The organism is Clostridium sp. MSTE9 (assembly GCF_000277625.1).
Lineage (GTDB): Bacteria > Bacillota > Clostridia > Oscillospirales > Acutalibacteraceae > Faecalispora > Faecalispora jeddahensis.
Map to the genome: position 1 here is coordinate 82,622 of NZ_AKFU01000035.1, position 26,751 is coordinate 109,372.

Sequence of the window (26,751 nt, forward strand, 5' to 3'; positions counted from 1 at the left end):
TTCTTCCTCCCTCGCTTTCGAAGAAGCAGGAAGAAAGTCTGGTTGTTATAAGGGGCCGGAAAGGAGTCAAAACAGATGATGCGAATCGGAATTGTCGGCGCCGGCGGAATGGGAACGGTGCATTACAGCAATTATACGCATATTCCAGACTGCCGAGTGACCGCCCTGGTCGGGAAATCCCCGCAGGACAGGGAACGTGCTGCAACATGGGGCCTGAAGATGTACGAATCCATCACCGAAATGGTACACAGCGAGGAAATCGATCTGGTGGACATCTGCACGCCCACGTTTCTGCACAAGCAGCAGGTACTGGAAAGTCTGGAGCTCGAAAAGCACACCATTGTGGAAAAGCCGGCCGCGCTGCACAGAAACGATGTGGAGGAGATGTTCGCTCTCGCCGCGCAGCAGGGCGTGCAGCTTTATGTTGCGCAGGTGCTGCAGTTCACCAACGAAACTGCGGTTCTGCGCAGTCTGGTGCAGAGCGGTGAGTACGGGCCTGCGCTGGACGGCTATTTCGAACGCCTTTCCGCGTGCCCGCGCTGGGTGCAGAACGGCTGGCTGTTTGATTCGGAAAAAAGCGGATTGATTCCGTTTGATTTGCATGTACACGATCTGGATTTGATCGTCAGCCTGTTCGGCGAGCCGGAGGAATCCTCGTTTACCTGCTGTGCGGGGACGGGCCGCGGCTTTGCGGAGCAGTACCGCTTTCAGTACCGGTTCGGGAAGCTGAACGTCTGCGCAGAGGCCGCGTGGTTCCACGCCAATTTGCCGTTTACGGCGCGCTGGCGCGTTTATTTCGAGAATGCCGTCGTCGTAAACGACGGCACCAGCGTTATCGCTTACCCCTTTGATGCCGAGCCCCGCGTGTTCGATACGGAGGAAAAAATAAAAATCCCGACGGGGATCAACGTGCCGCCCACCGGCTGGTACTTAACGGAGCTTCTGCATTTTATCCGCTGTGCGGAGCAAAATGCGCCTTCCCCGTTGGTAAGGCCCGAACAGGTGGCAGCCGTGACCGGGATTCTGGAAAAAACGCTGGCACATTCGTTTTGATAGGGGCAGCAGAATGTTTTTGCGCAAAACGGCAGGTCCATTCGCGAAACAAATTGACTGGAAATCGGGACTCTTGCAAAACAGACCCGTAAAAAAGCCGGGGCAGCCATCCCAAAGGGATCGGCGGCCCCGGCTTTTTGTTTCATATTGCGGCATGGCTTACCGTGTTAACTGTTTTTTCGGGGTCTGATCCGCTTTTTCTGTTTTTCTCGGAAGCGCGGCGATTTTTCCCATCCTACGTGCCGCCTTGTAGGCGGCATTTTGCGTAAATGATAGTTCTAATATTATAGTTTTCTTCTACTTTCAAAGGCTTTTGCGGTTTGCTTAATATAACTGGCCCGGTGGGGCCAGTAGGTCCAATCGCTCCGTCGGCACCTGTCGGTCCTGTGGGGCCGGTAGGTCCGATCGCTCCGTCAGCACCTGTCGGTCCTGTGGGGCCGGTAGGTCCGATCGCTCCGTCAGCACCGGTCGGTCCTGTGGGGCCGGTAGGTCCGACAGCTCCGTCAGCGCCAGTGGGTCCTGTGGGGCCAGTAGGTCCGACGGCACCGTCAGCGCCAGTGGGTCCTGTGGGGCCAGTAGGTCCAACAGCACCGTCGGCGCCAGTGGGTCCAGTGGGGCCAGTAGGTCCGATAGCACCGTCAGCGCCAGTCGGGCCAGTGGGACCAGTGGGTCCAACAGCACCGTCGGCGCCAGTCGGGCCAGTGGGACCGGTAGGTCCGACAGCACCGTCAGCGCCAGTCGGGCCAGTGGGACCAGTGGGTCCGACAGCTCCGTCGGCGCCAGTCGGGCCAGTGGGACCGGTAGGTCCAACAGCGCCGTCGGCGCCAGTCGGTCCGGTGGGGCCTGTGGGTCCAGTGGGACCGGTGGGGCCAGTAGGAGTGGTATCCTCAATTGTTACAATTGCGGAGCCCTGAGTTACAGTAATATCCAGCGTAGAGGACTGGAAAATCAAGCTTTCGCCAAAGCCAACAGTGGCTGTTCCTACAGGTCCAATTACGCTAAAGAGCGTTTCTCCGGGCGCAAATGTCCCGGTGGGGCCAGTGGGGCCGGTGGCTGCATTCCAAATAGGTCAAATCTGAAAATCTCCAGAAACAGTGGGCCTTGGTGCACCCGAAAACCCTTGCAATCGCATGAAATGCGGCAGGCAGCGGATTGCATTTATACGAAAACGGTCCAAGGATTCTATGGATCAGTTCATTTTTGATATAAGTCGACAAGGCGGAGATGAAAAAATGTACTTTGTATAGATGCATAAAACACAGGCTGAAAATATATCTAAATTCCAGATTGAAAAACGTAATATCCTATGATATTATACTAAAAACGAAATTAATTTTGTGCAGATAGAAAACGTTTTCTATACTTTCTGATTTTAAGTAAGTGAATGGAGCTAAGTGCTCTGATTTATTTTTTGTACTTATAGAAAACGTTTTCTATCTGTTCTAAGCTTTCCCGAAAGGAGTTCTCTGATGAAAAAATCATCCGACCGAAACGCACGTCGACCGACCATTTTAGATATTGCACAGCTGGCGCAGGCTTCTCCTGCGACCGTTTCCAGAGTACTGAATGATGCGGACTATCCTGTTACGGAAGAACTGCGCGAACGGGTGCGCAGCGCTGCCAGGCAGCTCAATTATCAGCCGAATATTTTCAGCCAGATGCTCAAAGGGGTTTCCAGCCGAGAGATAGGCATCATTGTCCCCGACCTGATCAACCCGTTTTATGCGCAGCTGGTTTCTGCGGTTGCAAAGCAGTGCGTGATTCACGGGTTTGCGCCAATTGTCTGCTGCTCTTATGACAGCCCGCAGTTGGAGGATCGGCAGATCGATATTCTGCTGCGCCAGCAGGTGGCGGGCATTCTGCTGTCTTCTATCAACGACAGTGATGACTCGCTGAAGAAACTCACCGGCCCCGGCGCCCCGCCATTGATTTTATTTGACCAAAGTCACGAAGGCTTTACGGGGAACAGCGTTTCCTTCGATTTTTTAAAGGGCGGGTACATGGCCGCCCAGTACCTGATCCAATGCGGGCACCGAAACATTGCGTTTATGAGTCATCCGCTTACCCGCAGCAGCCGCAAGCAGATTTTCGACGGCTACTGCCGCGCCCTTTCTGAGGCCGGTATCGAAATCAAAAAGGAAATGGTGCTCATCCGTCCTGCAAAGCAGAATACGGAGAGCGATGTCGATTTCGATAACGGCAAGGCTTTGGCGCAGATGCTGCTGGGATGCTCCTGCCTGCCTGATGCCGTAATGGCCATTAACGATATCACCGCTATCGGCATCATCGATTCACTTTCCCAGCATGGCGTCAAGGTGCCCCGCGACCTGTCTGTCATCGGGTTCGATAACATTCCCATGTCTGCCATGATCAGCCCTCCGCTGACCACGATTCACCAGCCGGCGCTTGAAACCGGCCACGCAGCGGCGGATATGCTGTTTGCACATATTGCAAATCCGGAACTGGATTCGACGCAAATCATGATTCAGCCCGAACTGGTGCTTCGCCAGTCGGTCAGAAAAAACAAAAATGCGATAAAAGGAGATCAGATCATGCATACCAAGTATGAAGAAGTAGAGCTTCAGATTTTTGAAAGCAGAGAGGAAATGGGCAGAGCCGCGGCTCAAGACGCTGCGGATACCATCCGCAGCATTCTGGAGCAAAAAGCTGCCGTCAACTGCATTTTTGCCGCTGCCCCTTCACAGAACGAGTTTCTTGATGCGTTCGTGCAGCAGAAGCTTCCATGGGACCGCATCAACGCGTTTCATATGGACGAATATGTCGGTCTTCCTCTTGGCAGCCCGCAGTCGTTCAACGGTTTTCTCAGCCGGTCGATTTTTGACCGTGTTCCGTTCGGTTCCGTTCACCTGATCAACGGCGCGGCGGATCCCCAGCAGGAATGCGCGCGTTACAGCGAGCTTTTGGAAAAGAACCCTCCCGACGTGGTGTTCCTCGGCATCGGCGAAAACGGCCATATCGCGTTTAACGACCCTGCTGTCGCGGATTTTCACGATTCGAAAAAGATCAAGGTGGTTCAGCTGGATATTGCCTGCCGCATGCAGCAGGTTCATGACGAGTGCTTCGCTTCCCTTGACCTGGTGCCCAAAGAGGCGCTGACCCTGACCGTTCCCATGCTGATCAGCGCACCATACCTGTTCTGCATCGTGCCGGGCGAGCGCAAAGCCGGCGCGACTGCCGCCGCACTTACCGGAGAGATCAGCGAAGCCTGCCCCGCCAGCATCCTCAGGACCAAAAAAGGCTGCCGTATGTACATCGACCGCGACTGCGCCTCCAAGCTCTGATACGAAACGCATACCGCCCGCCGGAACACAGCAGGAAAGAGAGGGAACAACATGAAGTGGAGAAGCTCCAACGTATGGTATTTAGCGGGCATCGGCATTCCGCTGGCCATCATCGCCGTTCTGGGCATCAAGGCGCTCTGGCCCTCAATCTGGGGCAGCGCTGCCATCCTTGTCGTCACGGTGCTGCTGCTCAGGGCACTGATCGGCAAGACCCGGTTTATTCCTCATCCCCTTGCACAGTATGGCGAGCTCAAACCACAGGAGCTTGACCTGCCCGGGGACCCGGGTGTCGATCTCTATACAAGCGGTTCCATGTGCCGGTATGATTTTGTTCTGCGCATCGTTGAGTTTCTTTCGCCGTTTTCCTTCGAGGGCGGCCGACCCAAGGTCGTCATCAATCCCCGTCTGCTGGAAGAAAAGGGCGAGAGGTTTATGCAGATCGCCGTGATGCGCGAGGTGGAGCGCTACCGCAGAAATTATCAGGCAGTTTCGATTTTGCGGCTGGTGCTACCGTTGTTTGCCTTCGCGATTGCCGTCTTGACTGTTTTTGCGTTTGATATTCCGCTCACCGAGCGTCTGGGCGTCTTTTGGGTACAGTTTGCAATGCCGTTCCTGTGTACTATTTTGTTGGGTCTGCACCTGTTTTTCTGGAACAGGCGTATTTCCGCCATGGATGGGGAATTGGATTTGTTTTTAACGTCCGTTTTTACTGTCGAGGACGTTAAACGATATATCATCAGTGTGGGAGAATTGGAAAGGGGGTATGAAAAGTCCAAGACCAGCACACTGAACCAGCATTACATAAATACGCGGCTCAAACAACTGGAAAACCACAAAACTTAATATGAGAGGGGATTGTACTGAATGAATGTAGGGCATATGGAAAGTTTGGATTATGTTACCCTGGCGCTCTTCTTCCTGGTCATCATCGGCATCGGCATCTGGTCCAAACGTTCGATCAAAAGCTCGGAAGACTTTTACGTGGGAGGCGGAAAAATCCCATGGTGGCTGTCGGGCGTTTCCCATCACGTATCCGGATATTCCGGCGTTGTATTCGTTGGATATGCCGGTATCGCGTATGCGCACGGCACATCGATCTATTTTTGGTGGGCGGTCAACATCGCGCTTGCAACCGCACTCGGCGCAGTTACACTCGCGCCCAGGTGGCCCCGCCTGCGCCGCGCACTGGGAATCCAGTCGCCGACAGAGTACCTGAAAATGCGCTATAACACCGCCGCACAGCTGATCGTCGCGACCTCTGGCGTGATCGTAAAGCTGCTGGACGTGGGTGCGAAATGGGCGTCTCTCGGTATTCTGCTGCACGGCTTTACCGGTCTCCCGATTTGGATGGGCATCATCATCGGCAGCCTTGCGTCCATGATCTATGTATCCATCGGCGGCCTGATTGCAGACCTGCTCACAGACTTTGTGCAGTTTGGCGTCAATCTTCTGGCCGGGCTGCTGCTGTTCTTCGCTGTGCTGAATCACCTTGGCGAATATGGCCTGACCCTGACCACTATGTTCTCCGCTCTGCCGGCAAGCAGTGTCACGGTCTTTAACGAAGGCCGCGGGCAGGGCTCTCTGTCCTGGACTCTACTGTATTTCTTTGTCGTATACTTCAGCTACAACGGCGGTACATGGAACCTTGCAGCACGCTTTATCTCCACTGAGGATGACCATCAGGCGAAAAAGGCGGCTTTCCTGTCCTCCGCGCTCTACCTGATCTGGCCGCTGATTCTGTTCTTCCCGATGTGGTGCGGCCCGATCCTGTTCCCCGGCTGGACACAGGCCGAGGCGGAAGCATCCCTGTACGCGAGCCTTGCGGGCAGATTCCTCCCCGTTGGCCTTGTCGGCCTTGTGCTTGCGGCAATGTTCGCACAGACCATGTCCATGTGCAACTCGGATATGAACACCATTTCCGCGGTCATCACACGCGATATCCTGACCAAAATCAAGCCCTCGCTGAGTAAGCTGGGGGACAGCGAATCCCTGAAGCTTGCCCGTGCAACAACGATTGCTTTCACCGTCGGCACAGTCGTTATCGGTCTGCTTCGCGATCAGCTCGGCGGCGTTACCGGCATCATTCTCACCTGGTTTGCGGCGCTGCTCGGGCCCACCGCCATCCCGCTGCTGTTCGGTCTGCTCCCGCAGTTTAAATACTGCGACAGCAAGGCGGCCATTGCCTCTATGATCGGCGGTCTGGGCGTGTTCGTCGTCACCAAGATGGGCGTGCAGCTGTCTACCGATGTGGCGCTGATTGCTCCGCTGCTTACCTCATTCATCATCTTCCTGGGCGTCGGACTGTATAACCAGTATGTGAAGAAGATCGAGATCGACCCGCAGATTGAAGATTTGATGGCGAAATTGGAGAGTACAAAATGAATCAGAAACAGCTTTTTACCCAGTATGTTGATCTGATTCAGGATGATTTTGTCCCCTACTGGAATCGCTTTTACGATGAAGAAAAGGGCGGCATCCTCAACTGCATCAACAATGAGGGGGATCAAAAACTCAGCGACAATAAATTTACGTGGTCCGAGGGGCGGTATCTGTGGATACTCGGGCGCCTGTACGAGCTCAAACAGCAGGGCGTTCTGCCAAAGCTGGATGAAGAGGGCCTGCTGCGGCAGATGCAGGGCACCTACGGCTTTCTGACACAGCATTCCATTTATGGCGACAACATCTGCTGCTATCTGCTGGACCGCGACGGGAATAAGCTTGAGGACAAACGAACCGGACGGTATGACGCAAGCATCTTTGCGGATTGCTTTGCGCTGATTGGAATGGCGCAATATACAAAAGCCGCCAGGCTGAAAGAAAACCTGACGGCAGTAGAAGCACTGTATGAAAGCATTGTCGCGCGGATCGAAAGCGGGGAGTTCCTGACCGAGCCGTACCCGATCCCCGAGGGATACCGTGTGCATTCCATCCCGATGATCATGGTCAATACCACTTACGAATACATCAAAATGCGCGAACGCTTTGACCTGCCCTGTGAGCAGCAGATTGCCTATGGGCTGGAAAAGGTGCGCAGTATTCTTGAAGACCTGTACCGCGGCGGCTACATCCGAGAGCATGTCTCTACAGACGAAAACTACGAAGCCCGCCTGCTCGACCGCCATGTCAACCCCGGGCATACGCTGGAGGACATGTGGTTCTGTGCGGAATTCCTGAAGGATTACGGCGATCTTCCGGCGTATCTGCCTCGCATTCTGGAGCTGGCGCGCAATGCCTTCGACATCGGCTGGGACCCCGAATATGGCGGCCTGCTGCGGTTTGTCGACCGTACCGGGGGAACACCCAAGGGCGTATCGGGCGACAGTGATTTTGAACGCCTGATTCAGGACACATGGGACATGAAGCTCTGGTGGCCGCATTCCGAAGTCTTGTATGTATTTCTTTACTTGTATTCGCTTTCCGGCGAGCAGGACCTGCTGGAGCGGTACGAAAAAGCCAGCGCGTATGTATTCTCCACTTTTCCAAACAAGGAGCTGGGGGAGTGGATTCAAATTCGCAAACGTGATGGCACTCCCGAGGAAAAACTGGTGGCGCTTCCGGTCAAGGATCCGTTCCACATTCTTCGAAACTTCATTAAAATCGTTGAACTGTACCGGTGATCTTGCACGGCCGCCCCGTGCTGCAACACGGGGTGGCCCACATCGCCGTTCGTTTCAGTCAAACAACGGGAGGGACCCTATATGCAGCTTGGAACTGCAAAACTGACCATTACGCCGCCGATGCCTGTGCGTCTGTGCGGATATGCGACGCGTATAACCTTGTTTGAACAGGTAAAAGAAGACATTTTCGTTCGCGTTCAGCTTCATCGCTGCGGGCAGGAACAGCTTCTGTTCGTTTACGGCGATCTTTTGTGGTGGGGTTCGGATTTTGTCGCGCAGACACGCGAAAAAATCTCAGCTGCCTGCAAAATCGCGCAGGAACAGATTTTCTTTGTCGCATCGCATAACCACTCCGGCCCGCCCACCTGCGACCTGTTTACACCGTCTTTGGAAACTTACTCCCCCGCCTATGCACAGTTCCTGCAAGAACGTGTGCTTGCGGCGGTCGCGCTCGCACAGAAAGACATGGAACCCGTGCAGGCATACCGGCACGACGGCAGCGCTGCGTTCAATGTGTTCCGCCGTGTTCTGGAAAACGGCGCAATACAAATGAAACCCAACTATCAGGTTCCCACCGACCACACGCTGACGATTCTGGCGCTGCGCCGCGCGGACGGCAGCCTGAAGGGCGCCATGATCCATTATCCGTGCCACGCGAACATTTCCAATGAAAACGCCGTGCAGCCCGATTATCCGGGCGCCGCGCTGCGTATGCTCGACGACGCGTTTCCCGGCAGCATGTCCATCTTTTTGCAGGGCTGTACTGCCGATCTGCGCCCCAACAGTGTTCTGGGCCAGCGTTTCGTATCCGCGGGCTACGACAAAGTGCTCGTATTCGCCGAAGATTTTGCGAATGCCTGCCGGGACCTGCTCAACCTGAAAGCTGAGATGATTATACCACGGTTCAACGTTCAAAAGCAACTGCTGGAGCTGCCTCTGGAGGGGGCGCTGCCCGCACGGGAGCTGGAGGAGCGCGCCAAAACTGCGCAGGGTGTGCAGCTGGAATGGGCACAGACGGTTTTAAAGAAGAACAACCGTCCCAGCGAGCAGCTGGAGCTTTCCAGAATCGAGTACGGCGACCGTCTGCGCTTTTACACCTTCAGCGCAGAGGTCTCGCAGTATTACGCCGCTTATGCGCGCGAGGTAGACCCGTATGCCGTGTGCGTCGCATATACCAATGGGATGATCGGGTACCTGAGCACCGCGCAGCAGATCGAACAGGGCGGCTATGAGCCGGTCGAATCCGCGCTTTATTTTGCGCTGGCGGGAACCTATTCACCGAAAATCGAAGCCATCATCCATGCGGCCGTCGCATCGGCTGCGCAATCAGAATAAGGAGGCATTCTCATGCAAGAAGGCACTGTCATGGACCTTTACTTAAAGGAAGTATTCGGAATCATTCAGGACATACACGACCATGAAAAGGAGCATATCCTCGCCGCGGCGCATGTGATGGCCGAGCAGATCAAAAAGGACCGCCTGATCTACATTTTCGGGCCGGGCGGCCATTCCAACCTTGCCGCCATGGAAATCTTTTTCCGCGCGGGCGGGCTGATGCATGTGAGTGCGATGCTCAATCAGGACACCATGCTCTCCTGCGGTGCGCTCAAATCCATGCAGACCGAGCGCCTGCCCGGATTCGGCCGTATTATCGTCAATGACTATCGCATCGGCGAGGGCGATCTGCTGATCGTCGTCAACGCCTACGGCATCAATTCCGCAACCATCGATGCCGTGCTTCAGGCAAAGGAAAACGGCGCGACTGTAATTGGCGTCAGCTCCCACGAGCACGCCGAAAATTGCCCCAAGGAGCATCCCGCGCGGCATCCGTCCAAGAAAAATCTACACGAGGTCGCCGATTACACGGTGGACTGCAAAGTAAGGCTGGGCGATGCGGTCATCGAGCTTCCGGGCTTTGAGCAGAAGATCGGCGCACTGAGCACCTTTGCCAACGCCTATGTGCTCAACAGCATGGTGATCGAAACGATCAATATCCTGAACAACGAAGGCATCAAGCCGCCGGTCTGGATGAGCGGCAACGCTCCCGGCGGAGACGAATGGAACAACCGCTTCATGCAGGGCTTCCGCGACAAAATCCGCTGCCTGTAATGTATTTAAAGGAAGGGATCTCAATGACTTCAATCCTGTTTCGCAACGCCCGGATCGTAACGCCCACCGGCGTTACCCCCGGCGAGCTTTTGGTGGAAGACGGCGTCATCTCGCAGGTACGCTTTGACTGCAGCATCGACGCCCCCGCAGACCGCATCATCGACGCGGGCAGGCGCTATCTTTCCCCAGGCTTTATCGACATCCATACCCACGGCGCGGGCGGCGCCGATTTCATGGATGGAACGCTGGATGCGATCTATCAGGCGTGCCGCAAGCATATGGAGCACGGTACCACCTCGATCGTGCCCACCACCATTACCAGCACAAAGGAATCTCTGCTTTCGTTTGTCGACCTGTTCAATCAGGTACAGCTGGACCGCGAAGACATTCCCAACATCCTTGGCCTGCATCTGGAAGGCCCCTATTTTGCCTATGAACAGCGCGGTGCGCAGGACCCGAAATATCTGCGCAGCCCTGACCCAGAGGAATACAACGAGGTGCTGCGCCGCACCGACCGCATTATCCGCTGGTCGTTTGCCGTGGAGCTGGACGGGGCAGACCTGTTTCTGCGCACGTTGCGGGAGCATGGCATCATCAGCTCGCTGGCGCATTCGGACGCCACCTGCCCACAGGTATTCCGCGCCTATGAAAACGGCATCTCGGCGCTTACCCATTTTTACTCCGCCATGTCCGGTGTGCGCCGCATCAATGCGTACCGCGTCGCTGGCGCGATCGAAGCGGGCTACCTGCTGGACGATCTGTTTGTGGAGGTCATCGCCGACGGCAAGCATCTTCCCGCCGAGCTTCTCCAGCTGATCTACAAGATCAAGGGCCCCGAGCGCATCTGCCTTGTCACCGATTCGATGCGCGCCGCCGGTATGCCCGACGGCAGCTATATCCTCGGCAACCGGGAAACCGGCATGGAGACCATTGTGGAAGACGGCGTCGCCAAGCTGCCCGATCGCTCCGCATTCGCGGGGAGCGTCGCCACCACCGACCGTCTGGTGCGCACTATGCTGCAAATGACCACGGCACCCCTGCATGAGGCGGTCAAAATGATGACGCTCACGCCGGCGCGGCTGCTGCGGATCGATGACCGCAAGGGTTCGATCAGTGAGGGCAAAGACGCAGACCTGCTGCTCTTTGACGAGAATGTCAATGTCGAAATGGTTCTGGTGCGCGGACGTGTCCTCAAAGAAAACTGAACAGGCACAGATGTGCCGTAGAATAAAAACCCACCGGCATAGCCGGTGGGTTTTTATTCTTTTAGATTTCCCCGCAAACATCCTCGTTCTGCTTCTATGACTGGAAGAAACACTTAAAAATACGTTTTTGGCTTGTCAGCGCCGATCACGGCTTGTCACTGTGTCATATGTTCTGCCGCCCCGCAATAAATAATGAATGTGGATTCAGGATGAGGGGGCAACGCGGGAACGTATGATGCAGGCCAGTTGGACGAAATGAATTATCCCGAAAATAAGCAGCAGCAAGGAAGAAGGGAACAAAATGGGGCGCAGGGATCGCGCTTTGACAGGTGCGGCGAAAGGCATGCAGCGCAGCGCGTGGAAAATCGCCGTGTATATCCGGCTTTCCAAGGAGGATGGAAATGATGTGAGCTACAGTGTGATCAATCAAAAGGCTTTGATACTGAAATACATAGAACAAGTGAAAACAGAAGAGGAAGAGGAATATGCCATTGTCGATTTTTACATCGATGACGGACTGACGGGAACCGATGATTCCCGCGAAGAGTTTCAACGGATGCTGCGGGATATCGAAAGAAAAAGGGTAAACTGCATTATCGTAAAGGATCTCTCCCGCCCATTCCGCAACTACGCGGATCAGGGATATTATCTGGAGTATTTTTTTCCGCTACACGATGTCCGTTTCATTTCATTGCAGCTTCCGTTTCTTGACAGCTACCTGTATCCGGAAACGATGCAGAGCATCGCCGTCCCGATGCAGGGCGTTGTAAACGACAACCATTGCAGAGAGACCTCTATCAAAGTGCGCCAGGTGTTTAACTATAAGCGCAGCCAGGGTCAGTTTATCGGCGCGTTTGCCCCTTATGGCTATCAGAAAGACCCGAATGATAAAAACAAACTGCTTGTGGATGAGCAGGCCGCGGCGGTGGTGCGTGATATCTATCGCTGGTTTGTCATGGAGGGGATGAGCAAGATGGCAATTGCGAAAAGACTCTCCAGCCAGGGTACGCTCAATCCCGCCTCTTATAAAAGAGAAAACGGATTGAAATATGAAAACCCCAATACTCATTTTGAATGTACGTTGTGGAGTGCCGCAACGGTTACAAGGATACTGAAAAATCCCACTTACCTGGGCCATATGGTGCAGGGCCGGCAGAAGGTGAAAAGCTACAAGGTGCATCATCGTGTTGCTGTTCCAGAGGATGATTGGTTTCTCGTCGAAAATACGCAGGAGCCGATCATCAGTCAGGGGCTCTTCGATAAGGCCCAAGGTCTGCATGCCCGCGATACAAGAACCGCGCCGCATAAAAAGGAACTGTATCTGTTCTCAGGCTTTTTGCGCTGTGCCGACTGCCAGAAAGCGATGCACCGCAAAAAATACGGTAACTATGGATACTATGTTTGCCGTACCTATAAAGAGCACTCCGGCTCGGCCTGCTCAAAGCATACCATTCGGGAAAAGGATTTGATCAAGGCAGTCCTAAAAATGATTCAGATTCAAATCCAGCTTGTCGATTCCATGGCGGAAATGATTCAGAAAATCAATGATTCACCGGTTGTCCAGGTTCAATCGAACCGGATTGCCGACAACTTGAAAAACCGTAAAAGGGAGCTGGAAAAGGCAACCCGTTTGAAGGATTCCTTGTACGAAAGCTGGCAGAATGGCGATATCAGCAGGGAAGATTACAGCAGGATGAAAGCGAAGTACGAAGAGCAGCTGGAACAGTTGGGGCAGACCATGCACTCTTTGCGCAAAGAACAGGAAACGCTTTTTGGGGGCGTTAGCCCGGATCATCCCTATCTTCAGCACTTTATCAAATATAACAACATTAAGGAATTGAACCGCGGACTTCTCATAGAACTGGTAGACACCATTTTTATCCATGAAAATCAGGCTATCACCATCCAATTTAAATATGCCGATCCATGTAAGCGTGCGGTTGAATTTATTGAAAAGAATAAAAATTTTCCGGATTGACAGGCTCTTATTTATTTTTAGACCTAATGCAAATGCACCGGTGGGGCCAGTAGGCCCAATCGCACCATCAGCGCCCGCAGGTCCGGTAGGGCCAGTGGGGCCAGTCGGGCCGGTAGGCCCAATCGCACCGTCAGCACCGGCAGGTCCAGTCGGGCCAGTGGGGCCTGTCGCACCTGTCGCGCCCGTTGCGCCGGTAGGTCCAGTGGGGCCGGTTGCGCCTGTCGCGCCCGTAGCACCGGTAGGTCCGGTGGGTCCGGTTGCCCCAGTTGCACCCGTTGCGCCGGTGGAAGCATCTATTTATGCGCAACTCCTAAAAAGCCTTTCCTCCTATTGGCATCCCATAATTCCGAAAGTAGGGCGTAGAGCTCTCCTGACTGACAGGTAGGGTAAGGGGCTTGATGGGTATGCTCAGCGCGGCAAATCTCGGGCAGGAAAAAACCCTGCGCCGTTCTTTCAGCACGGCGCAGGGTAATTTTAACCCAATAGGTTCTGTTCGAAAATCGTCAGACGTTTCCGAACATACAAAAACCCCTGGCGGTTGACAGTTACCACCAGAGGTTTTTTGGCGCAGTCAAATTGTCTGCTTCAGCAAAGGAAGTACATGAATGTGTTTCCGGGTTTCCCCCTGCGCGAAGCTTTTGCTTCAAAAAGAGCCGCTTCGGCGGAATATCATTCCTTTTGGGATTACAGAACCACAGAAGTGATGACTCCGATGACAAACAAGGGGAGAGAGAACACCAGTACGGCCGGTATGGTGGAATCCCAGATATGGTCATGCTGTCCGTCCGGATTCAAACCGGATGTCGGGCCCAATGTTCCGTCCGACGCGGGAGAGCACACATCGCCAACCGATGCGGCAACGCCGATCAGGCAGGCTGTGCCCAGCGCGGAATAGCCGAGGGTCAGGCACATGGGGACATAAATTGCGGCAAGAATCGGCACGGTACCAAAGCAGGTTCCGGTTCCCATCACGATTGTGAACCCAATGAGAATCAAAACGACCGAAGACATGATTTTGGAAGCGGACAGCACGCCGGCAGAAGCCAATACCAGTTTGTCAACGCCCTGCGAGGCAACGATAACTTCTGAAAATCCGCTGGCCGCCAGCATGATAAAGGAAATCCAGCCGATCATGCCAATGCCGCTGTTGATGACATCGTCCAGCTCCGAATACTTAAAGCAGCCGCTAAGGGCCATAATCAGAAGACCCACCATTCCGCCGATGACCAGGGAACCGAAGATCAGCTGAATGACAAAGGTAGAAAGCGCGGCAATGATGGCGCCGATGTGCTTTCTGTTCAGGGTAATCTTGCCTTCCTTTTCTTCCGAATATGCCACGCCCGCAATCTCAATGTCTTTATAATCTCTGGGCTTTTTATACAGCACGAACATGGCGAACAGCAGCCCAAGCGTCATGCCGACTCCGGCAGGCAAAGTCATCGCCTTCCACACGTCCATCGTGTTCATGGGCATGCCGTATTTCGTCATATTGGTCGACATTAAGTTGTGGAAGATCAATCCATAGCCTACCGGAATAAAGAGATATGGCGCTCTGTTTCCCCAGCAAAGGGCGCACGCAGTAGCACGGCGGTCAATCCTCATCCGATTCATCATGTAAATCAACGGGGGAATCAAGATCGGCATAAACGCGATATTGACCGGAATAATCGTACCGGACAAGCTGGAAATGCCGGCGATGACCAGAAGGAACAGAATCTTTTTCCCTTCAAATACCTTCTGCATCCAATCCGACAAAATAGACATCAGGCCGGTTCGGGCGATACCCACCGCGATCGCACCCAATAAAACATAAGAGATCGCCGTCTCCGCGTTTCCAGCCATGCCGCCCATAAAGACGGACATAGTATCGTTGACGGTCATGCCGGCTGTAAGGCCGGCAGCCAAGGCGGAAATAATGAGAACCACGAGTACGTTTAGTTTTAAAAGGCAAAGTATGCACATTAAAACTACGGAAACAACCACAGGATTGCCAAAGATCTCTAACATGGTTTCCCTCCTACCCTTATTTACACTCCGATTTCATAACAACGACAGTTTTTCGTGCTTTGCGACATAGTCCAGCAAAGCGTCCGAAACCTCAATCGTTTCCAACTCTAAGGTGTTTTTGATTTTTACAATACGAAGATGGTCTTTATCGACTCCCCGCATGACCTTTATCGCAATGCGGACAGCCTCCTCCTCATCAGCCGCGATCAGAGGAATCTTTGCATCATCAATACATTTTACCGCCACACTGTTGGCGTAAATAGCCTCCAGGTCCAACTGATCGAAGACCTTTCGGGTAATCACGTCAAAGATTCCCATTCCCACAGCGTTACCGTGAGATTGTTCCGTTACGTCCAGCAGGATCATGCGGTTGATGCGGGGAACTTCCAAAACAAATTCTTTCAGGATATAACTTTTGCCGAGGATATTGGGGTCATATCCGGCTCCCGATATGTTTTTGCCGATTTCTTCCACGATGAGAAGGTCGATTTCAGGGATCATCAGGCTGGGCATATTGGATCGGGAAATCTTCACCAGTTCCTTTTCCCGAGAAATCAGTGTTCCCGCGGGGATCGCCTCAACCAGGGCGGTCTCATCGTAGGCATTCTCCACAATTCCCACGCCGAATCCGACGTTAACTTTCTTCAGAATGATTTCCGCCGCTTCCAGCAGGGTATCTCCAAAGTGGTCAAAATCATCTTCATGTACGGCAGTGCACCCCTTATGGTTTCCCAGGCCGATCACCAGCATCTTGCACAGGCCGCTCTGAATATCCGCCACAAAATCCGTATGTAGTTTAATGCGGTTGATGGGTACGATCAGATCGGCATGAAGGGCTGTTTTATCAAAATAGACCTGAATGCCACGGCCGGTTGCCCCAAGCAATTCCACATCGACATCGGTGATAACTGGTACCCCCATGCTCTCGGGGGTAATACCGTAAGTCCTGAGAACCTCTCTCTGTCCTTCACTGGTACCGCTGCCGTGGCTGCCCATCGCCGAAACAATGAACGGGTCGCCCCCCGCAGCCTGAATCCCCTCCAGCACGCTTTTAACGATAACGGACAGCCCGCGAATACCGCGGCTCCCCACGGCCACCGCCACTTTTGCTCCCGGCCGGATTTTTGAAAGAATCTCCGGCTTTGAAAGCTGTTCCTTTACCGTACCCGCCACGTCATCGGTTTTCTGCCTGGGAAATATCTGCCTTACCTTATGCATGGCCGGTAAGGGGAATTGCAAATCTTCTTGCAGCAAAACAGGCATATCCGTCTCCTTTCCGGTTCGTCAGAAAATGGTGATTTTTCCATTGTCCGCGTCCACACAAATCTTTGTTCCGTCTTTAATTTCCTGGTAAAAGCCTTCCTCTACCTTGTGCACCATCGGTGTTTTCATGATAATGGCGCTGGAAACCAGCACGGTGTCCGCATGCTGCACGATAATGGCCTTAGGCGCTTTCCCATGGAGCTGCAGCTTGTAAAGACCGTCGGCCTGTACCACAGAGCTTCCTTTTCCGGAAGGCATTACCAGAATTTTACCAGCAATATTTTTATCCTTCAGGTGATGATTGCTTTCAATGACTTTACCGGTTTCAGGCTCCACCGTATAAAAGCAAACCGCGTCGCTGGATAAAATGACCTCGCCTTCCACCTTGCCCTTCGAGATTTTTTTGCAGGTAAATTCCTTGCTCATGTCAATACCTCCCCGCGCAGAGCGGCCTCAATGGATTCCTCCAGAGGTCTGATGATAAACGTAATGTCACGCATCTCGTTATAGTAAGCACACTTCGGTGAATCGGTAACACCCACCGAACCGTAATAGGGCTGCCAACAGGGCGGCACGTCGATGCATGTATCGGAAACAATATGCCCGCCAGCCCGCTGAATCACGGAAAGATACCCCATCCTGTCCGCAAGCTCGCGGGTAAGAGAGCTGGTAAGAATCCAGGTGTCTACCGCCAGGCGCTTGCCCTCAACAAGGCCCGCAATAATCGCCACCTGCCGGATCGTCAGGTGGGGGCAGCCAAACATGGCAAAATCAATTTTGCCGGGTTTGCGGCAAAGGTGTTCCCGGGTTTCTTCCAGATCGTTCTGGGTAATGGTAATCTGATCCAGCACTTTATTTTTTCCCAGCGCCGCTTCCACTGTGGGTGCCTCCGGAGTAATACCGACAACATGATACATGGATACGCAGCCCGAGGTATTGAGCTGGGCGCCAAAATTCATAAAGCCTTCCGGAGTCGGTCTGCTGTGAATTCCGGTGAACACGGGAATTTCCAGGCCTTTATATTTTTCGGGATAGCACCACCCGAGAAGCTGGTAATCAAAATCGGAGCTGACCTGTGCCTGTACGTCCACCAGAATCTGACCCCGGCGATTTTCGTCCAGCAAAAGACCATAGCGGGGAACCATTCCGGTGATTGCCGCACAAAGGGCGCTTTGAGAGGATTCCCGATTGGTTCTTGCGCCGATCACAGAGTTGACATAAGGCGTAGCGCTGGATTCCGAAAACGCAATGACCTCGCCATAAGCAGGAACGTTCTGCTGCAAATACGGCGTGCAGTTGAAGGTAAGGGTAGCCCCCAGCTTTCGATAAGCCTCGTTACAGGCCTTTACAATCGCTTTTCCTTCTTCCGGAACCTCGTGCAAGTGTTCATTCAAATACGGAATGTTGATGCTGGGATTCACGGTGGGAGGAACGATACAGTGTGCGCCTTTCTTCAGCAGTTCTTCCGCAAACCACACATCTGCCGCCTGAGACGACAGTGCCACATGCGTTCGAGTGATCGGCACCATTTCGTCCGCATCGAAGGTATCGCCGATCGCTACCTGAATTTCCATAGCCATTGCCATACCTTCTCCGTATTTTCCGTCCAGAATTTCCTGCTCGTATTTGGTTAATTTCATTTTGAACCTCCTTCTTTCTGGCGATATCCGTTCACAGTTCAAACCTCGCGGGCATGCTCTCCGTGTGTCCGCCCATGCTTCGGTTCACTCTGCGGGTACAGGAGGCGAAAGCCTCCGGAACTCCTCTGTTTTCACCCTCGGCAAGTCTGGCGGAAAAGCGGCCGCACAGATTTGCCGGAGGATGACAGAAGATCTCCTTGATTAAAACAGCCCCGTGATCCTGCCCTCACTGTCTATGTCGATTTTATCGGCAGACGGCACCTTGGGTAAGCCGGGCATCGTCATGATGCTGCCCGTGAGCGCCACCAGGAATCCGGCGCCTGCCGCAACCCTCAGGTTGCGCACGGTGATGCAAAAGCCCTGGGGTGCTCCCGACAAAGCTGCGTCGTCCGAGAACGAAAACTGGGTTTTCGCCATGCAGATCGGCAGCTTGTCAAAGCCGAGCTCCGTAAACTGCTTGAGCTGCTTTCGGGCCGCAGGAGTGAAATCCACGCCATCGGCACGGTAGACCTTGGTGGCGATGGCATTCAGCTTATCCTCAATCGAATCGTCCGCATCATAGACATATTGAAAATGATTCGGTTGCTCGCAGAGACGCAGCACTTCCTCGGCCAGCGCACGGCCTCCTTCGCCGCCCTTGGCCCAAACCTCGCTCAGCGCCACATTCACGCTCAAAGCCCTGCACTGTTCTTCCACCAGGCTCAGCTCGGCGGCGGTGTCGGTGGGGAAGGCGTTAATGGCAACCACGCAGGGCAATCCATAAACCTTAGTCACATTTTCCACATGCTGCAGCAAATTGGGAAGACCCTTTTTCAGTGCCTCCAGATTCTCTGTGCCAAGGTCGGCCTTGGCCACGCCGCCGTGGTGCTTCAGGGCCCGGACCGTGGCAACGATCACGACCGCAGAAGGCTTGAGACCCGAGGCGCGGCATTTGATGTCGACAAACTTTTCCGCGCCCAGATCGGCGCCGAAGCCTGCCTCGGTCACCACATAATCGCCCAGCTTCATGGCGGTGTCTGTCGCCATCACGGAATTGCAGCCGTGGGCGATGTTGGCAAAGGGACCGCCATGAATCAGAGCGGGGGTATGCTCCAGAGTCTGCACCAAGTTCGGCTTGATGGCATCCTTCAGCAGCGCCGCCATAGCGCCTTCAGCGTGCAGATCGTGAGCGGTAACGGGCTTGCCGTCACGGGTAAACGCAACGATCATCCTGGAAAGGCGCGCCTTCAGGTCATCCAGATCGGTGGACAGGCACAGCACCGCCATGATCTCAGAGGCTACCGTGATATCAAACCCATCCTCCCGGGGAACACCGTCCGCCCGCCCGCCGAGACCGCACACAATATGGCGAAGCTGGCGGTCATTCATATCCAAAACACGCTTCCACACAATTTCGCGGGGGTCGATATTCAGTTCATTGCCCTGTTGAATGTGGTTATCAATCAAAGCGGACATCAGGTTGTTGGCGACGCCCACAGCATGAAAATCGCCGGTAAAGTGCAGATTGATGTCTTCCATCGGGACAACCTGGGCATAGCCACCGCCAGCCGCACCGCCCTTGACGCCAAACACAGGCCCCAAGGAAGGCTCGCGCAGGCACAGGACCGCTTTCTTGCCCAACCTGGACAACGCATCCGTCAGCCCTACGCTGGTGGTGGTCTTTCCTTCGCCCGCCGGAGTGGGGTTAATGGCTGTGACCAAAATCAGCTTTGCCTTGCGGGGAACGTTTTTTAAAGCATGAATATCGATCTTGGCTTTGTAATGACCATAGGGCTCCAGCGTTTCCCTGCCCATTCCAAGCCGGGCGGCGACTTCTGAAATGGGCTGCATGGCGACTTCCTGGGCAATTTCAATATCGCTCTTCAAACTCATGGGTCTCTCCTCCTGTTTCATGACCATTCAGTGATTGATCGAGGCGGATCTTCTCAATCGGATTCGTTCTTGAAAATCTGGATTCCACAAGAGCATTTCCGAAACGTTTCTCTGAGAAGGACTTCAGCGGACATTACGGCCTTCGGGACCAAAGGTGACTTTATCGGCGGGCTCCCACCACAGCGGAATTTTGATCGACTCGTCGGTCAGATCGCCCTTGCCGTTGCAGACGTCCTTCGCGATTTGATACCCGGCCTGCGCGTGGCGCACCACTCCGATGCCGGAATCGACAGACATGGCGATTTCCAGACGGAAGGCGGCCTCATCGGTGCCGTCGGCAATCTGCGTGACGCCGGTGTGAACTGCCTCGCCCATGGAGTAATTGGCCTGAATCGCGATCAGGTCGCACATGCCGCTGGCATTGAGCAGACCGTTCAGATACGGCCAGTCAGAGATCAGGTCGCCGCCGTCGGGCATATTCTCGGATTCAAAGGTCGGATTCACAATGGAACCGGAGTCCAGATTATCGCGGGAGAATGCCACCGGCCCTTTGATTTCGCCCTTTTTGATCAGCTCGTTGACTGCCAGGGCGAAGCGCTTGCGCTGTCCAAAGCCCATATAGCAGACGCGTGCGGGCAGGCCCTCGATCGGCAGATCACGATGTGCCAGATTAATCCAGCGTTCCACCAGCTTGTCGCCCTTGCAGACCTCCAGCGCCAGATCATCCAGACGAGCCAGATCCGAAACCTCACCCGAGATGCAGGTCCAGCGGAAGGGGCCGCGGCCGCGGCTAAACAGCGGACGGAAGTAAGCCGCTACAAAGCCCTCAATCTGCTTTGCCTCCTCCGGGGGCATACCGGCGTCCATGCATTCCTTGCGGATGGAGGTGCCGTATTCAAAGACTTCAACGCCGCGCTTTTTCATTTCGATCATGGCGCGCAGATGGCGCTTCATGGACTCACGCGCTTCGTGCATGTAGCGGTCGCGCTCGTTTACACGCATCGCTTCAACGGTGGGCATGTCGTAACCGACGGGAATGTAGGAAAGAGGATCGTGGCAGGGGCACATCTCAGAGCAAATGTCCGGCAGCCAGCCGTCTTTACGCTGAAGAATGGCTTCATATGCATCAACCGCATTGATGGGTACGCCGATGGACAGAGGCTTCTTTTCGGCGCAGGCCTTTTTGGCCATTTCGATCGCTTCATCCAGCGTTTCCACCATGATATCGCAGTAATCTTTTTCGATTCGGCGCTCAATGATCCTGCGGTCCACATCGCAGTTGATGCACACGCCGCCATGCATTTTCATGGCCCAGGTCTGATTGCCGCCCATGCCGCCCATGCCGGCCGTCAGATAAACGCGCCCGGTCAAATCTCCGCCGAACGCTTTTTCTGCGATGGCAGACAGCGTTTCAAACGTGCCCTCGATGACGCCCTGCGTGCCAATGTATTCCCAAGGAGCCGCGGTATACTGTGCGAATATGGTCAGGTTTTTGTCCTGCAGCTCATAAAACGTCTCCCAGGTCGCTTTCATGATGTTTGTCGTGGCCATGACCACACGGGGTGCCAGCCTGTGAGTTTTGAAGATCGCCACAGGCATGCCCGATTGGACAACCAGAGTCTCATCATCTTCCAGTTCTTTGAGGGACTTCACGATCGCGTGATACGATTCCCAGTTGCGGGCGCACTTGCCGTTGCCGCCATAAATGACCAGCAACTCCGGATATTCAGCGTTTTCCATGTTGTTTTCCAGCATTCTGAGGATGGTCTCCTGTTTCCACCCCTTGCAGCGCAGCACATCACCTCGCTGCGCCTTAACGGAATACAAGATTTCAGCATTTGCCATACATTTGTTCCTCCTTGTATTGATTATCACGTTTGCCAAATGGCTGTTACAGATAAACAATGGATTCGAGAAGAATGCGGGGCGGCCGAACCTGTGCTTTTGGCACTCTGTTTCAGACAGACCACAGTCAGAAAAAACGTACCTTCCGCTTCCTTCACGTCATTGTTATGGATAAACTATATCAATTCGGAAGCGGTAATACGTCGACAATAAAACGGCATAGCGTCGAAAAACAAATCTAAAAGTGAAAAAAATATAGTAAATTAGCTTCAAAAAGTGCTGCGCTTCTTCTGCCCCTTCGGCAGGGAAGGAATCTCTGCTTTCGTATCTATCTTTTTTCAGGAAAATAGGGGAGGCCATCGGCGGAGAATCCTTATAAAGACAAAGATGGCCTGCTCATCCGCCCCTGGTAAAAATACCATTCCGAAGGAGGAAAGCAGACCATTGTCAAGACAAGGATGCAGTTTTGATTCACGCCTTATTGCCATTTCATTTCCAAAAAGCCTTTGGAGTTTTCCCGCCGAAGTGAAGAACGATTTTCCGCTTTTGCGCGCCGCCTTTCCAGCGGAGGGACGATATCTCTGCCCGAAGGCGCGGCAAAAATACCGGAGAGCCGTTTGCCAAAATTCAAAAACAAAGGACGGAGGGCTTCTGCAAAATCACTTTCCGAACAGCTTCGACATTTTTCGCACTTTCTTCAGCAGTTCGGGGTTTCCCAGTCGTTCAGAAAGCTGTTCCGCCGCCTGGTAATGTTTCAGCGCTTCCTCAAATTGATTATCCTTGAGCTCAATTCTCGCCGCATTGATTTCGGCGTCGGCATGTCCCCAAACCGCGTGTGTTGTGTCAAAGTACTGAATCGCAGTTTCGCTGTACTGTCTGGCGTCCTCCAGTTTTCCCATCTTGAGCAGCGCCTCGCTGGCATTCTTGTGAAAAACAGCTAGGCCGGTGGTGATCCGCCGCCGGCCGCACACTTCAATGGCATGCTGATAGCAGGAAAACGCCTGCGCCGGATCTTTTTGCATCAGGAAAATGTTCCCGACATAGTTGAAGCATACCGCCAGGTCCATCGGGGAGCTGGTTGGGTCGCATTTCAGATTATCGATTACAATCTGGAGTATTTCATGAGCCCGCTCATACTGCTGGCACTGAATCAAATATAATCCTTCCAGGCGTTTGAGCTTATTTTCTTCCGATTTGCTGACGGAGCGTGCGGTTTCAATCAGCTCCCGGCTGCGATCGAGAAATTCTTTCATAATCTCCCGATTGGAAACCTGGATTCCATAATAAATATAGTGCCAGTAGTTATTCAGAATATAGCTTCTATCCTTTAATTCATCCGCGATCCGCAGGCTGCGTTCTATGCAGTCAAGGCCCTTTTGATAATCGCAGCAGTAATTGTAATATCGCCCGAGAATAAACAGAATCCGCATCATCAGGTCGGCTTTTTCCCGGCCGTTTTCCAGCATTTCAATTTCCTGCAGAAGCGAAAGAAGATTGGCTTCGTCCGCCGCCATATTTTCATTCAGATTCTCATGCTCAGATGAGCCCGTCATATTGGGATAGATCTCGTAAATACAGGAATACACTCTCTCTGCGTACATGACACGATAAAAAAGCGACCGATATGTATTTCCGTTCTCGGTAAAATGATAAATCAACTTTGAATAGAGGGAACCGTTAAACGTATCTTTGCACTGCCGTTCATAAAATTCCGCAATCTTTCCATGCAGCATTCGGCGTTTGCCGGCCATCAATTGATTGTGCACATAGTCGTGCACCTGATGGTGGGTGAAGCTGTAATAGATTTCGCTGTTTGTCATTTCCTCCCGAATCAAGTATCGGTTCATCAGATTGCCCAGCAGCTCATAAATTTCCAGCTCTGCCATAGGGTAAAAGCTCTTGAGCTCCTGCATGCTCACACCGATCGGAAACAGGGAGATCGCGTCCAGCAGGTCCCGTTCACCCGCGGAAATATCCATCAGTCTGCTTCGGATGATATTGGTTGCTCTGGTCGTCAGTTTTGTGGAGTAGCCGTTTTCCTTGATAATATAGAGCAATTCGATAATGAAAAGGGCGTTTCCCTCCGTATCCTGATAAATTTTTTCCAGCAGGGAGGGATTGTTGCTGATTTCCGGCAAAATCTCGCAGGCAATATTTTTGGTATCGCTGCTGTTAAAGGGCGTTAGCTGAATCATTTCAGCCTCTTCGTGAGAGAGGAGAGGGATCAGGAACCTGCTTACCTCCTGCTCGTAGCTGTTCCGGTATGCGGCAAGAAAGAGGATCCGGTCCCGCCCAAGCTTCGTAAGGATGCTGTTCAGCACCTCCAGACTTGCGTTGTCCATCCACTGGATGTCGTCCAATATCAGAATGATCTTTCTTTTTTTGGAAATCTGCCCCAGTGTGTTGTAAATGATCTCCGTATTGATCGTAAACATGTCCTGAGAAAGATAATTCCGTTCCTCTTCCTTCCGGTTTGATGTGCTGGAGTTGAAAGCCGCGGAGCTTTTTCTCAGCGCAGACTTCTTTCGGGAGAAATTTTTCAAAATATTGTACCAGACGTTCAGAAGCAGTTGTTTTTCTGAATACTGGCACTCATGAGCCATGACGATGAACTTCTCCTCGTCAATCAGCGACTGGAGCTTTTTGAGAAGAGCGGTTTTTCCCACGCCGGCGTCTCCCGAAATAATCAGATTTTGCCCGATTCCGGAGGAGAAGGTACTGATGATATTCAGCGCTTGATACAGCTCTTCGTAGCGTCCGTAAAAATACTGGTTTTTCTCCTTGATGGGGGCGCTGTAACATTCCCGCAGGCACAGAATATTTTTGAACAGGTCCTGCGTCTGTTCATCGGGCTCTTCACCGATATCCTCGGACAAAACCTTTTTCAATTCATAATACAGCTTAACGGCCATGTTGAAATTTCCGTTTTCCGCATAAATGCGCATTACATTCCGATAGTTTTCTTCGTTGTAAAGATCGTTTTTAATGATGATATCCGCATATTTTTTAATGCTCAACGCGTCCTTATCCTGCGTCCTGTACCGTAATTTTTTCTGCAGAGAAGCTATGTACAAATCGCGATACTTTTTTCGGGTGTCTTCTGCCCATTCCTCAAATTCAAGGCAATTCTTAATATAGAAGTGCTCTAAAAAGTCGCCGCTGTATTTTTCGGCGATATTCTCCGGCGCAATTTCATCCAGATCAATCGTAATATTGCACTCCTGATTTAATTGGATAGAGGAATTCCCGAAAATGAGCAGTACGTTTTCTCCCAACAGCCGTTTGGTCTTGTAAATGACATCCCGCAGATTTTTTTTGGCCGTCTTTTCATCATTATCCGCCCAAAAAATACTGATGGCTTCTTCCCGGGAGATAACCTTTTTCACACACAGATAGTAAAACATTCCTTCTACCTTGCGGTACGGAAAGCTCACTATGCTGCCATCGATTTTTATGGTTGGCATACCCATCAGAGATACGACAATTGTTTTCATATCGACGACCAATCCTTTCTCTGCTTATTTCCATCGTCTGTTTTTGTGAACAGGGACTCAGAAACGATTGCGTTTTACATATTTATCCATTTTTTCTATTATCAAGCCGTAATTCCAAATGTCCCCGTATTGTGCAGCAACTGTTATTTCTTAGGGGCATCTAAAAGGGAGTCTTATTCCCTTCAATTTCAAAATTCAAATAAATATAATCATATTATATAAATTATCCGTTTTTTCTTTCCAAAAATCAACTACTTTTTGTTGGGATATTTCCGTATTGACAATTTGTGTTCAAAGTGACGAAAAAACGGTATTTTTCTTTGCTAAGGGCAAAGATACCACGGCGGCTTTTTATAACAAAGTCATGATAATAAAAAGCTCCCGAAACACGCCTTTGTGTTCCGGGAACTGAATAATATTGAAAAACGTTACATGTAAATCTGATCGCTGGAGAAGTCCTTGACACGCAGGTAAAAACGAAGAACCTCCTCGAAAGCGTATACCGGAACGGGACCGACCAACTCTGTGTTGCCGACCAGAACACCGTAGCTTTCTGCCTCCGCCTTTACGGTTTCAAACACACGGGAGATAGGGGTTTTTTCGTAGTTGACCAGGTTCATCGACACCTGAATCATTCCCTGTCCTTCCAACGGGAGTGCGATTGCCCGCACATACTGGTATCCGCCGGTGGCGCCCCGGATCGCCTTCACAATTTTCTTTCCGATGTCAATGTCCTCTGTTTTTAGATTGACATTGAACGCAACCAGCGGAAAACGGACGCCGGTGACAGTAGCGCCGCTCTTGGGGACAAATTCCTTGGGGCCCTCGTCTGGAATCCACAGGGAGTCTTTCATTTTTTCCTGCAGTCCTTCATACTCACCCTTGCGGATGCTGACCAGACTTTTACGGTAGTCCGCAGTCGCCGCATCTTCATAATAGTAAACCGGAACGCCAAGGCAGCCAAGAAACTTTCCATATTCCCGCGCGACTTCCAGCGCTTCCTCTATCGTTACCTCCCGCACGGGGATGAACGGCGCTACATCCACGGCGCCCATTCTGGGGTGACTGCCCTGGTGTTTTGTCATATCAATCAATTCAATCGCCACGCGGGAGAGGTTCTTTGCCGCTTCCAGCACGGCCCTGGGCTCACCACGGAAAGTATACACCGTGCGGTTATGATCCGAGTTGGAATTCAGGTCCACAATTTCAATATCTTTTGAGTTTTTCAGGGCTGCGGTAACCTGATCGATCAATTCCTGGTTTGTTCCTTCGCTCATATTGATTTCCGCCAACAGTACTTTCATGTTTCTCCCTCACTTTTCATTTTTTGCAGGAGTGTTATTGATAGAACGATATTTCTATCTTC

17 protein-coding genes are annotated in these 26,751 nt (G+C 52.6%); 9 read left to right on the top strand and 8 right to left on the bottom strand.

Features of this window, described 5'->3' with window-relative positions; all coding sequences use genetic code 11:
* Positions 1 to 75: 75 nt before the first annotated feature.
* From HMPREF1141_RS09235 to HMPREF1141_RS09280, 9 genes are all read left to right on the top strand, one after another.
* Positions 76 to 1,053: a Gfo/Idh/MocA family oxidoreductase gene (locus HMPREF1141_RS09235; RefSeq protein WP_009063643.1), complete on the top strand. Its 978-nt coding sequence runs from the start codon at positions 76 to 78 to the stop codon at positions 1,051 to 1,053.
* A 1,469-nt stretch (positions 1,054 to 2,522) separates the two neighbouring features.
* Positions 2,523 to 4,355 carry a substrate-binding domain-containing protein gene (locus HMPREF1141_RS17835; protein WP_009064005.1) on the top strand — a complete coding sequence of 611 codons (1,833 nt, stop codon included), beginning with the start codon at positions 2,523 to 2,525 and terminating at the stop codon, positions 4,353 to 4,355.
* Positions 4,356 to 4,406: 51 nt separating this feature from the next.
* The gene (locus HMPREF1141_RS09250) at positions 4,407 to 5,198 is read left to right on the top strand and encodes a hypothetical protein (protein WP_009063900.1); all 792 of its coding nucleotides are present in this window, start codon (positions 4,407 to 4,409) and stop codon (positions 5,196 to 5,198) included.
* 21 nt (positions 5,199 to 5,219) lie between these two features.
* Complete coding sequence (locus tag HMPREF1141_RS09255) at positions 5,220 to 6,737, top strand: sodium:solute symporter family protein (protein ID WP_009063971.1); 1,518 nt, start codon at positions 5,220 to 5,222, stop codon at positions 6,735 to 6,737.
* Positions 6,734 to 7,972 carry an AGE family epimerase/isomerase gene (locus HMPREF1141_RS09260; protein ID WP_009063757.1) on the top strand — a complete coding sequence of 413 codons (1,239 nt, stop codon included), beginning with the start codon at positions 6,734 to 6,736 and terminating at the stop codon, positions 7,970 to 7,972. The genes HMPREF1141_RS09255 and HMPREF1141_RS09260 overlap by 4 nt, the downstream gene beginning before the upstream one ends.
* Positions 7,973 to 8,053: 81 nt before the next feature.
* Positions 8,054 to 9,307 carry a neutral/alkaline nonlysosomal ceramidase gene (locus tag HMPREF1141_RS09265; RefSeq protein ID WP_009063451.1) on the top strand — a complete coding sequence of 418 codons (1,254 nt, stop codon included), beginning with the start codon at positions 8,054 to 8,056 and terminating at the stop codon, positions 9,305 to 9,307.
* A gap of 12 nt (positions 9,308 to 9,319) precedes the next feature.
* Positions 9,320 to 10,081 (top strand): SIS domain-containing protein, encoded by a 762-nt coding sequence (locus tag HMPREF1141_RS09270; RefSeq protein WP_009064306.1) that lies wholly within the window; start codon positions 9,320 to 9,322, stop codon positions 10,079 to 10,081.
* Positions 10,082 to 10,104: 23 nt separating this feature from the next.
* The gene (gene nagA, locus HMPREF1141_RS09275) at positions 10,105 to 11,286 is read left to right on the top strand and encodes an N-acetylglucosamine-6-phosphate deacetylase (RefSeq protein WP_009063865.1); all 1,182 of its coding nucleotides are present in this window, start codon (positions 10,105 to 10,107) and stop codon (positions 11,284 to 11,286) included.
* 301 nt (positions 11,287 to 11,587) lie between these two features.
* Positions 11,588 to 13,264 carry a recombinase family protein gene (locus HMPREF1141_RS09280; protein ID WP_009063672.1) on the top strand — a complete coding sequence of 559 codons (1,677 nt, stop codon included), beginning with the start codon at positions 11,588 to 11,590 and terminating at the stop codon, positions 13,262 to 13,264.
* Positions 13,265 to 13,948: 684 nt separating this feature from the next.
* Here the strand turns inward: HMPREF1141_RS09280 and HMPREF1141_RS09290 are convergent.
* From HMPREF1141_RS09290 to ftcD, 8 genes are all read right to left on the bottom strand, one after another.
* Complete coding sequence (locus HMPREF1141_RS09290; RefSeq protein WP_009063608.1) at positions 13,949 to 15,271, bottom strand: Na+/H+ antiporter NhaC family protein; 1,323 nt, start codon at positions 15,269 to 15,271, stop codon at positions 13,949 to 13,951.
* 33 nt (positions 15,272 to 15,304) lie between these two features.
* Entirely contained in the window at positions 15,305 to 16,534 is a 1,230-nt protein-coding gene (locus HMPREF1141_RS09295) for a lactate racemase domain-containing protein (RefSeq protein ID WP_009063475.1), read from the bottom strand.
* Positions 16,535 to 16,555: 21 nt separating this feature from the next.
* The gene (locus tag HMPREF1141_RS09300) at positions 16,556 to 16,960 is read right to left on the bottom strand and encodes a DUF126 domain-containing protein (RefSeq protein ID WP_009064007.1); all 405 of its coding nucleotides are present in this window, start codon (positions 16,958 to 16,960) and stop codon (positions 16,556 to 16,558) included.
* Positions 16,957 to 18,174, bottom strand: coding sequence for an aconitase X catalytic domain-containing protein (locus tag HMPREF1141_RS09305; RefSeq protein WP_009064332.1), 1,218 nt, complete (start codon positions 18,172 to 18,174; stop codon positions 16,957 to 16,959). The genes HMPREF1141_RS09300 and HMPREF1141_RS09305 overlap by 4 nt, the downstream gene beginning before the upstream one ends.
* A gap of 201 nt (positions 18,175 to 18,375) precedes the next feature.
* Positions 18,376 to 20,046 (bottom strand): formate--tetrahydrofolate ligase, encoded by a 1,671-nt coding sequence (locus HMPREF1141_RS09310; RefSeq protein WP_009063429.1) that lies wholly within the window; start codon positions 20,044 to 20,046, stop codon positions 18,376 to 18,378.
* A 123-nt stretch (positions 20,047 to 20,169) separates the two neighbouring features.
* Positions 20,170 to 21,891, bottom strand: a complete 1,722-nt coding sequence (locus tag HMPREF1141_RS09315) for a urocanate hydratase (protein WP_009063796.1) — start codon at positions 21,889 to 21,891, stop codon at positions 20,170 to 20,172.
* Between the two features lie 659 nt (positions 21,892 to 22,550).
* The gene (locus tag HMPREF1141_RS09320; protein ID WP_155863577.1) at positions 22,551 to 25,385 is read right to left on the bottom strand and encodes an AAA family ATPase; all 2,835 of its coding nucleotides are present in this window, start codon (positions 25,383 to 25,385) and stop codon (positions 22,551 to 22,553) included.
* A gap of 428 nt (positions 25,386 to 25,813) precedes the next feature.
* Positions 25,814 to 26,689 carry a glutamate formimidoyltransferase gene (ftcD, locus tag HMPREF1141_RS09325; protein WP_009063462.1) on the bottom strand — a complete coding sequence of 292 codons (876 nt, stop codon included), beginning with the start codon at positions 26,687 to 26,689 and terminating at the stop codon, positions 25,814 to 25,816.
* Positions 26,690 to 26,751: the final 62 nt, after the last annotated feature.

Coding starts and splice junctions, on each gene's coding strand:
- HMPREF1141_RS09280 (WP_009063672.1), top strand. CDS start 11,588: ATGGGGCGCAGGGATCGCGCTTTGACAGGTGCGGCGAAAGGCATGCAG.
- HMPREF1141_RS09250 (WP_009063900.1), top strand. CDS start 4,407: ATGAAGTGGAGAAGCTCCAACGTATGGTATTTAGCGGGCATCGGCATT.
- HMPREF1141_RS09295 (WP_009063475.1), bottom strand. CDS start 16,534: ATGCCTGTTTTGCTGCAAGAAGATTTGCAATTCCCCTTACCGGCCATG.
- HMPREF1141_RS09290 (WP_009063608.1), bottom strand. CDS start 15,271: ATGTTAGAGATCTTTGGCAATCCTGTGGTTGTTTCCGTAGTTTTAATG.
- HMPREF1141_RS09305 (WP_009064332.1), bottom strand. CDS start 18,174: ATGAAATTAACCAAATACGAGCAGGAAATTCTGGACGGAAAATACGGA.
- nagA (WP_009063865.1), top strand. CDS start 10,105: ATGACTTCAATCCTGTTTCGCAACGCCCGGATCGTAACGCCCACCGGC.
- HMPREF1141_RS09320 (WP_155863577.1), bottom strand. CDS start 25,385: ATGAAAACAATTGTCGTATCTCTGATGGGTATGCCAACCATAAAAATC.
- HMPREF1141_RS09310 (WP_009063429.1), bottom strand. CDS start 20,046: ATGAGTTTGAAGAGCGATATTGAAATTGCCCAGGAAGTCGCCATGCAG.
- ftcD (WP_009063462.1), bottom strand. CDS start 26,689: ATGAAAGTACTGTTGGCGGAAATCAATATGAGCGAAGGAACAAACCAG.
- HMPREF1141_RS09260 (WP_009063757.1), top strand. CDS start 6,734: ATGAATCAGAAACAGCTTTTTACCCAGTATGTTGATCTGATTCAGGAT.
- HMPREF1141_RS09270 (WP_009064306.1), top strand. CDS start 9,320: ATGCAAGAAGGCACTGTCATGGACCTTTACTTAAAGGAAGTATTCGGA.
- HMPREF1141_RS09265 (WP_009063451.1), top strand. CDS start 8,054: ATGCAGCTTGGAACTGCAAAACTGACCATTACGCCGCCGATGCCTGTG.
- HMPREF1141_RS09315 (WP_009063796.1), bottom strand. CDS start 21,891: ATGGCAAATGCTGAAATCTTGTATTCCGTTAAGGCGCAGCGAGGTGAT.
- HMPREF1141_RS09300 (WP_009064007.1), bottom strand. CDS start 16,960: ATGAGCAAGGAATTTACCTGCAAAAAAATCTCGAAGGGCAAGGTGGAA.
- HMPREF1141_RS09255 (WP_009063971.1), top strand. CDS start 5,220: ATGAATGTAGGGCATATGGAAAGTTTGGATTATGTTACCCTGGCGCTC.
- HMPREF1141_RS17835 (WP_009064005.1), top strand. CDS start 2,523: ATGAAAAAATCATCCGACCGAAACGCACGTCGACCGACCATTTTAGAT.
- HMPREF1141_RS09235 (WP_009063643.1), top strand. CDS start 76: ATGATGCGAATCGGAATTGTCGGCGCCGGCGGAATGGGAACGGTGCAT.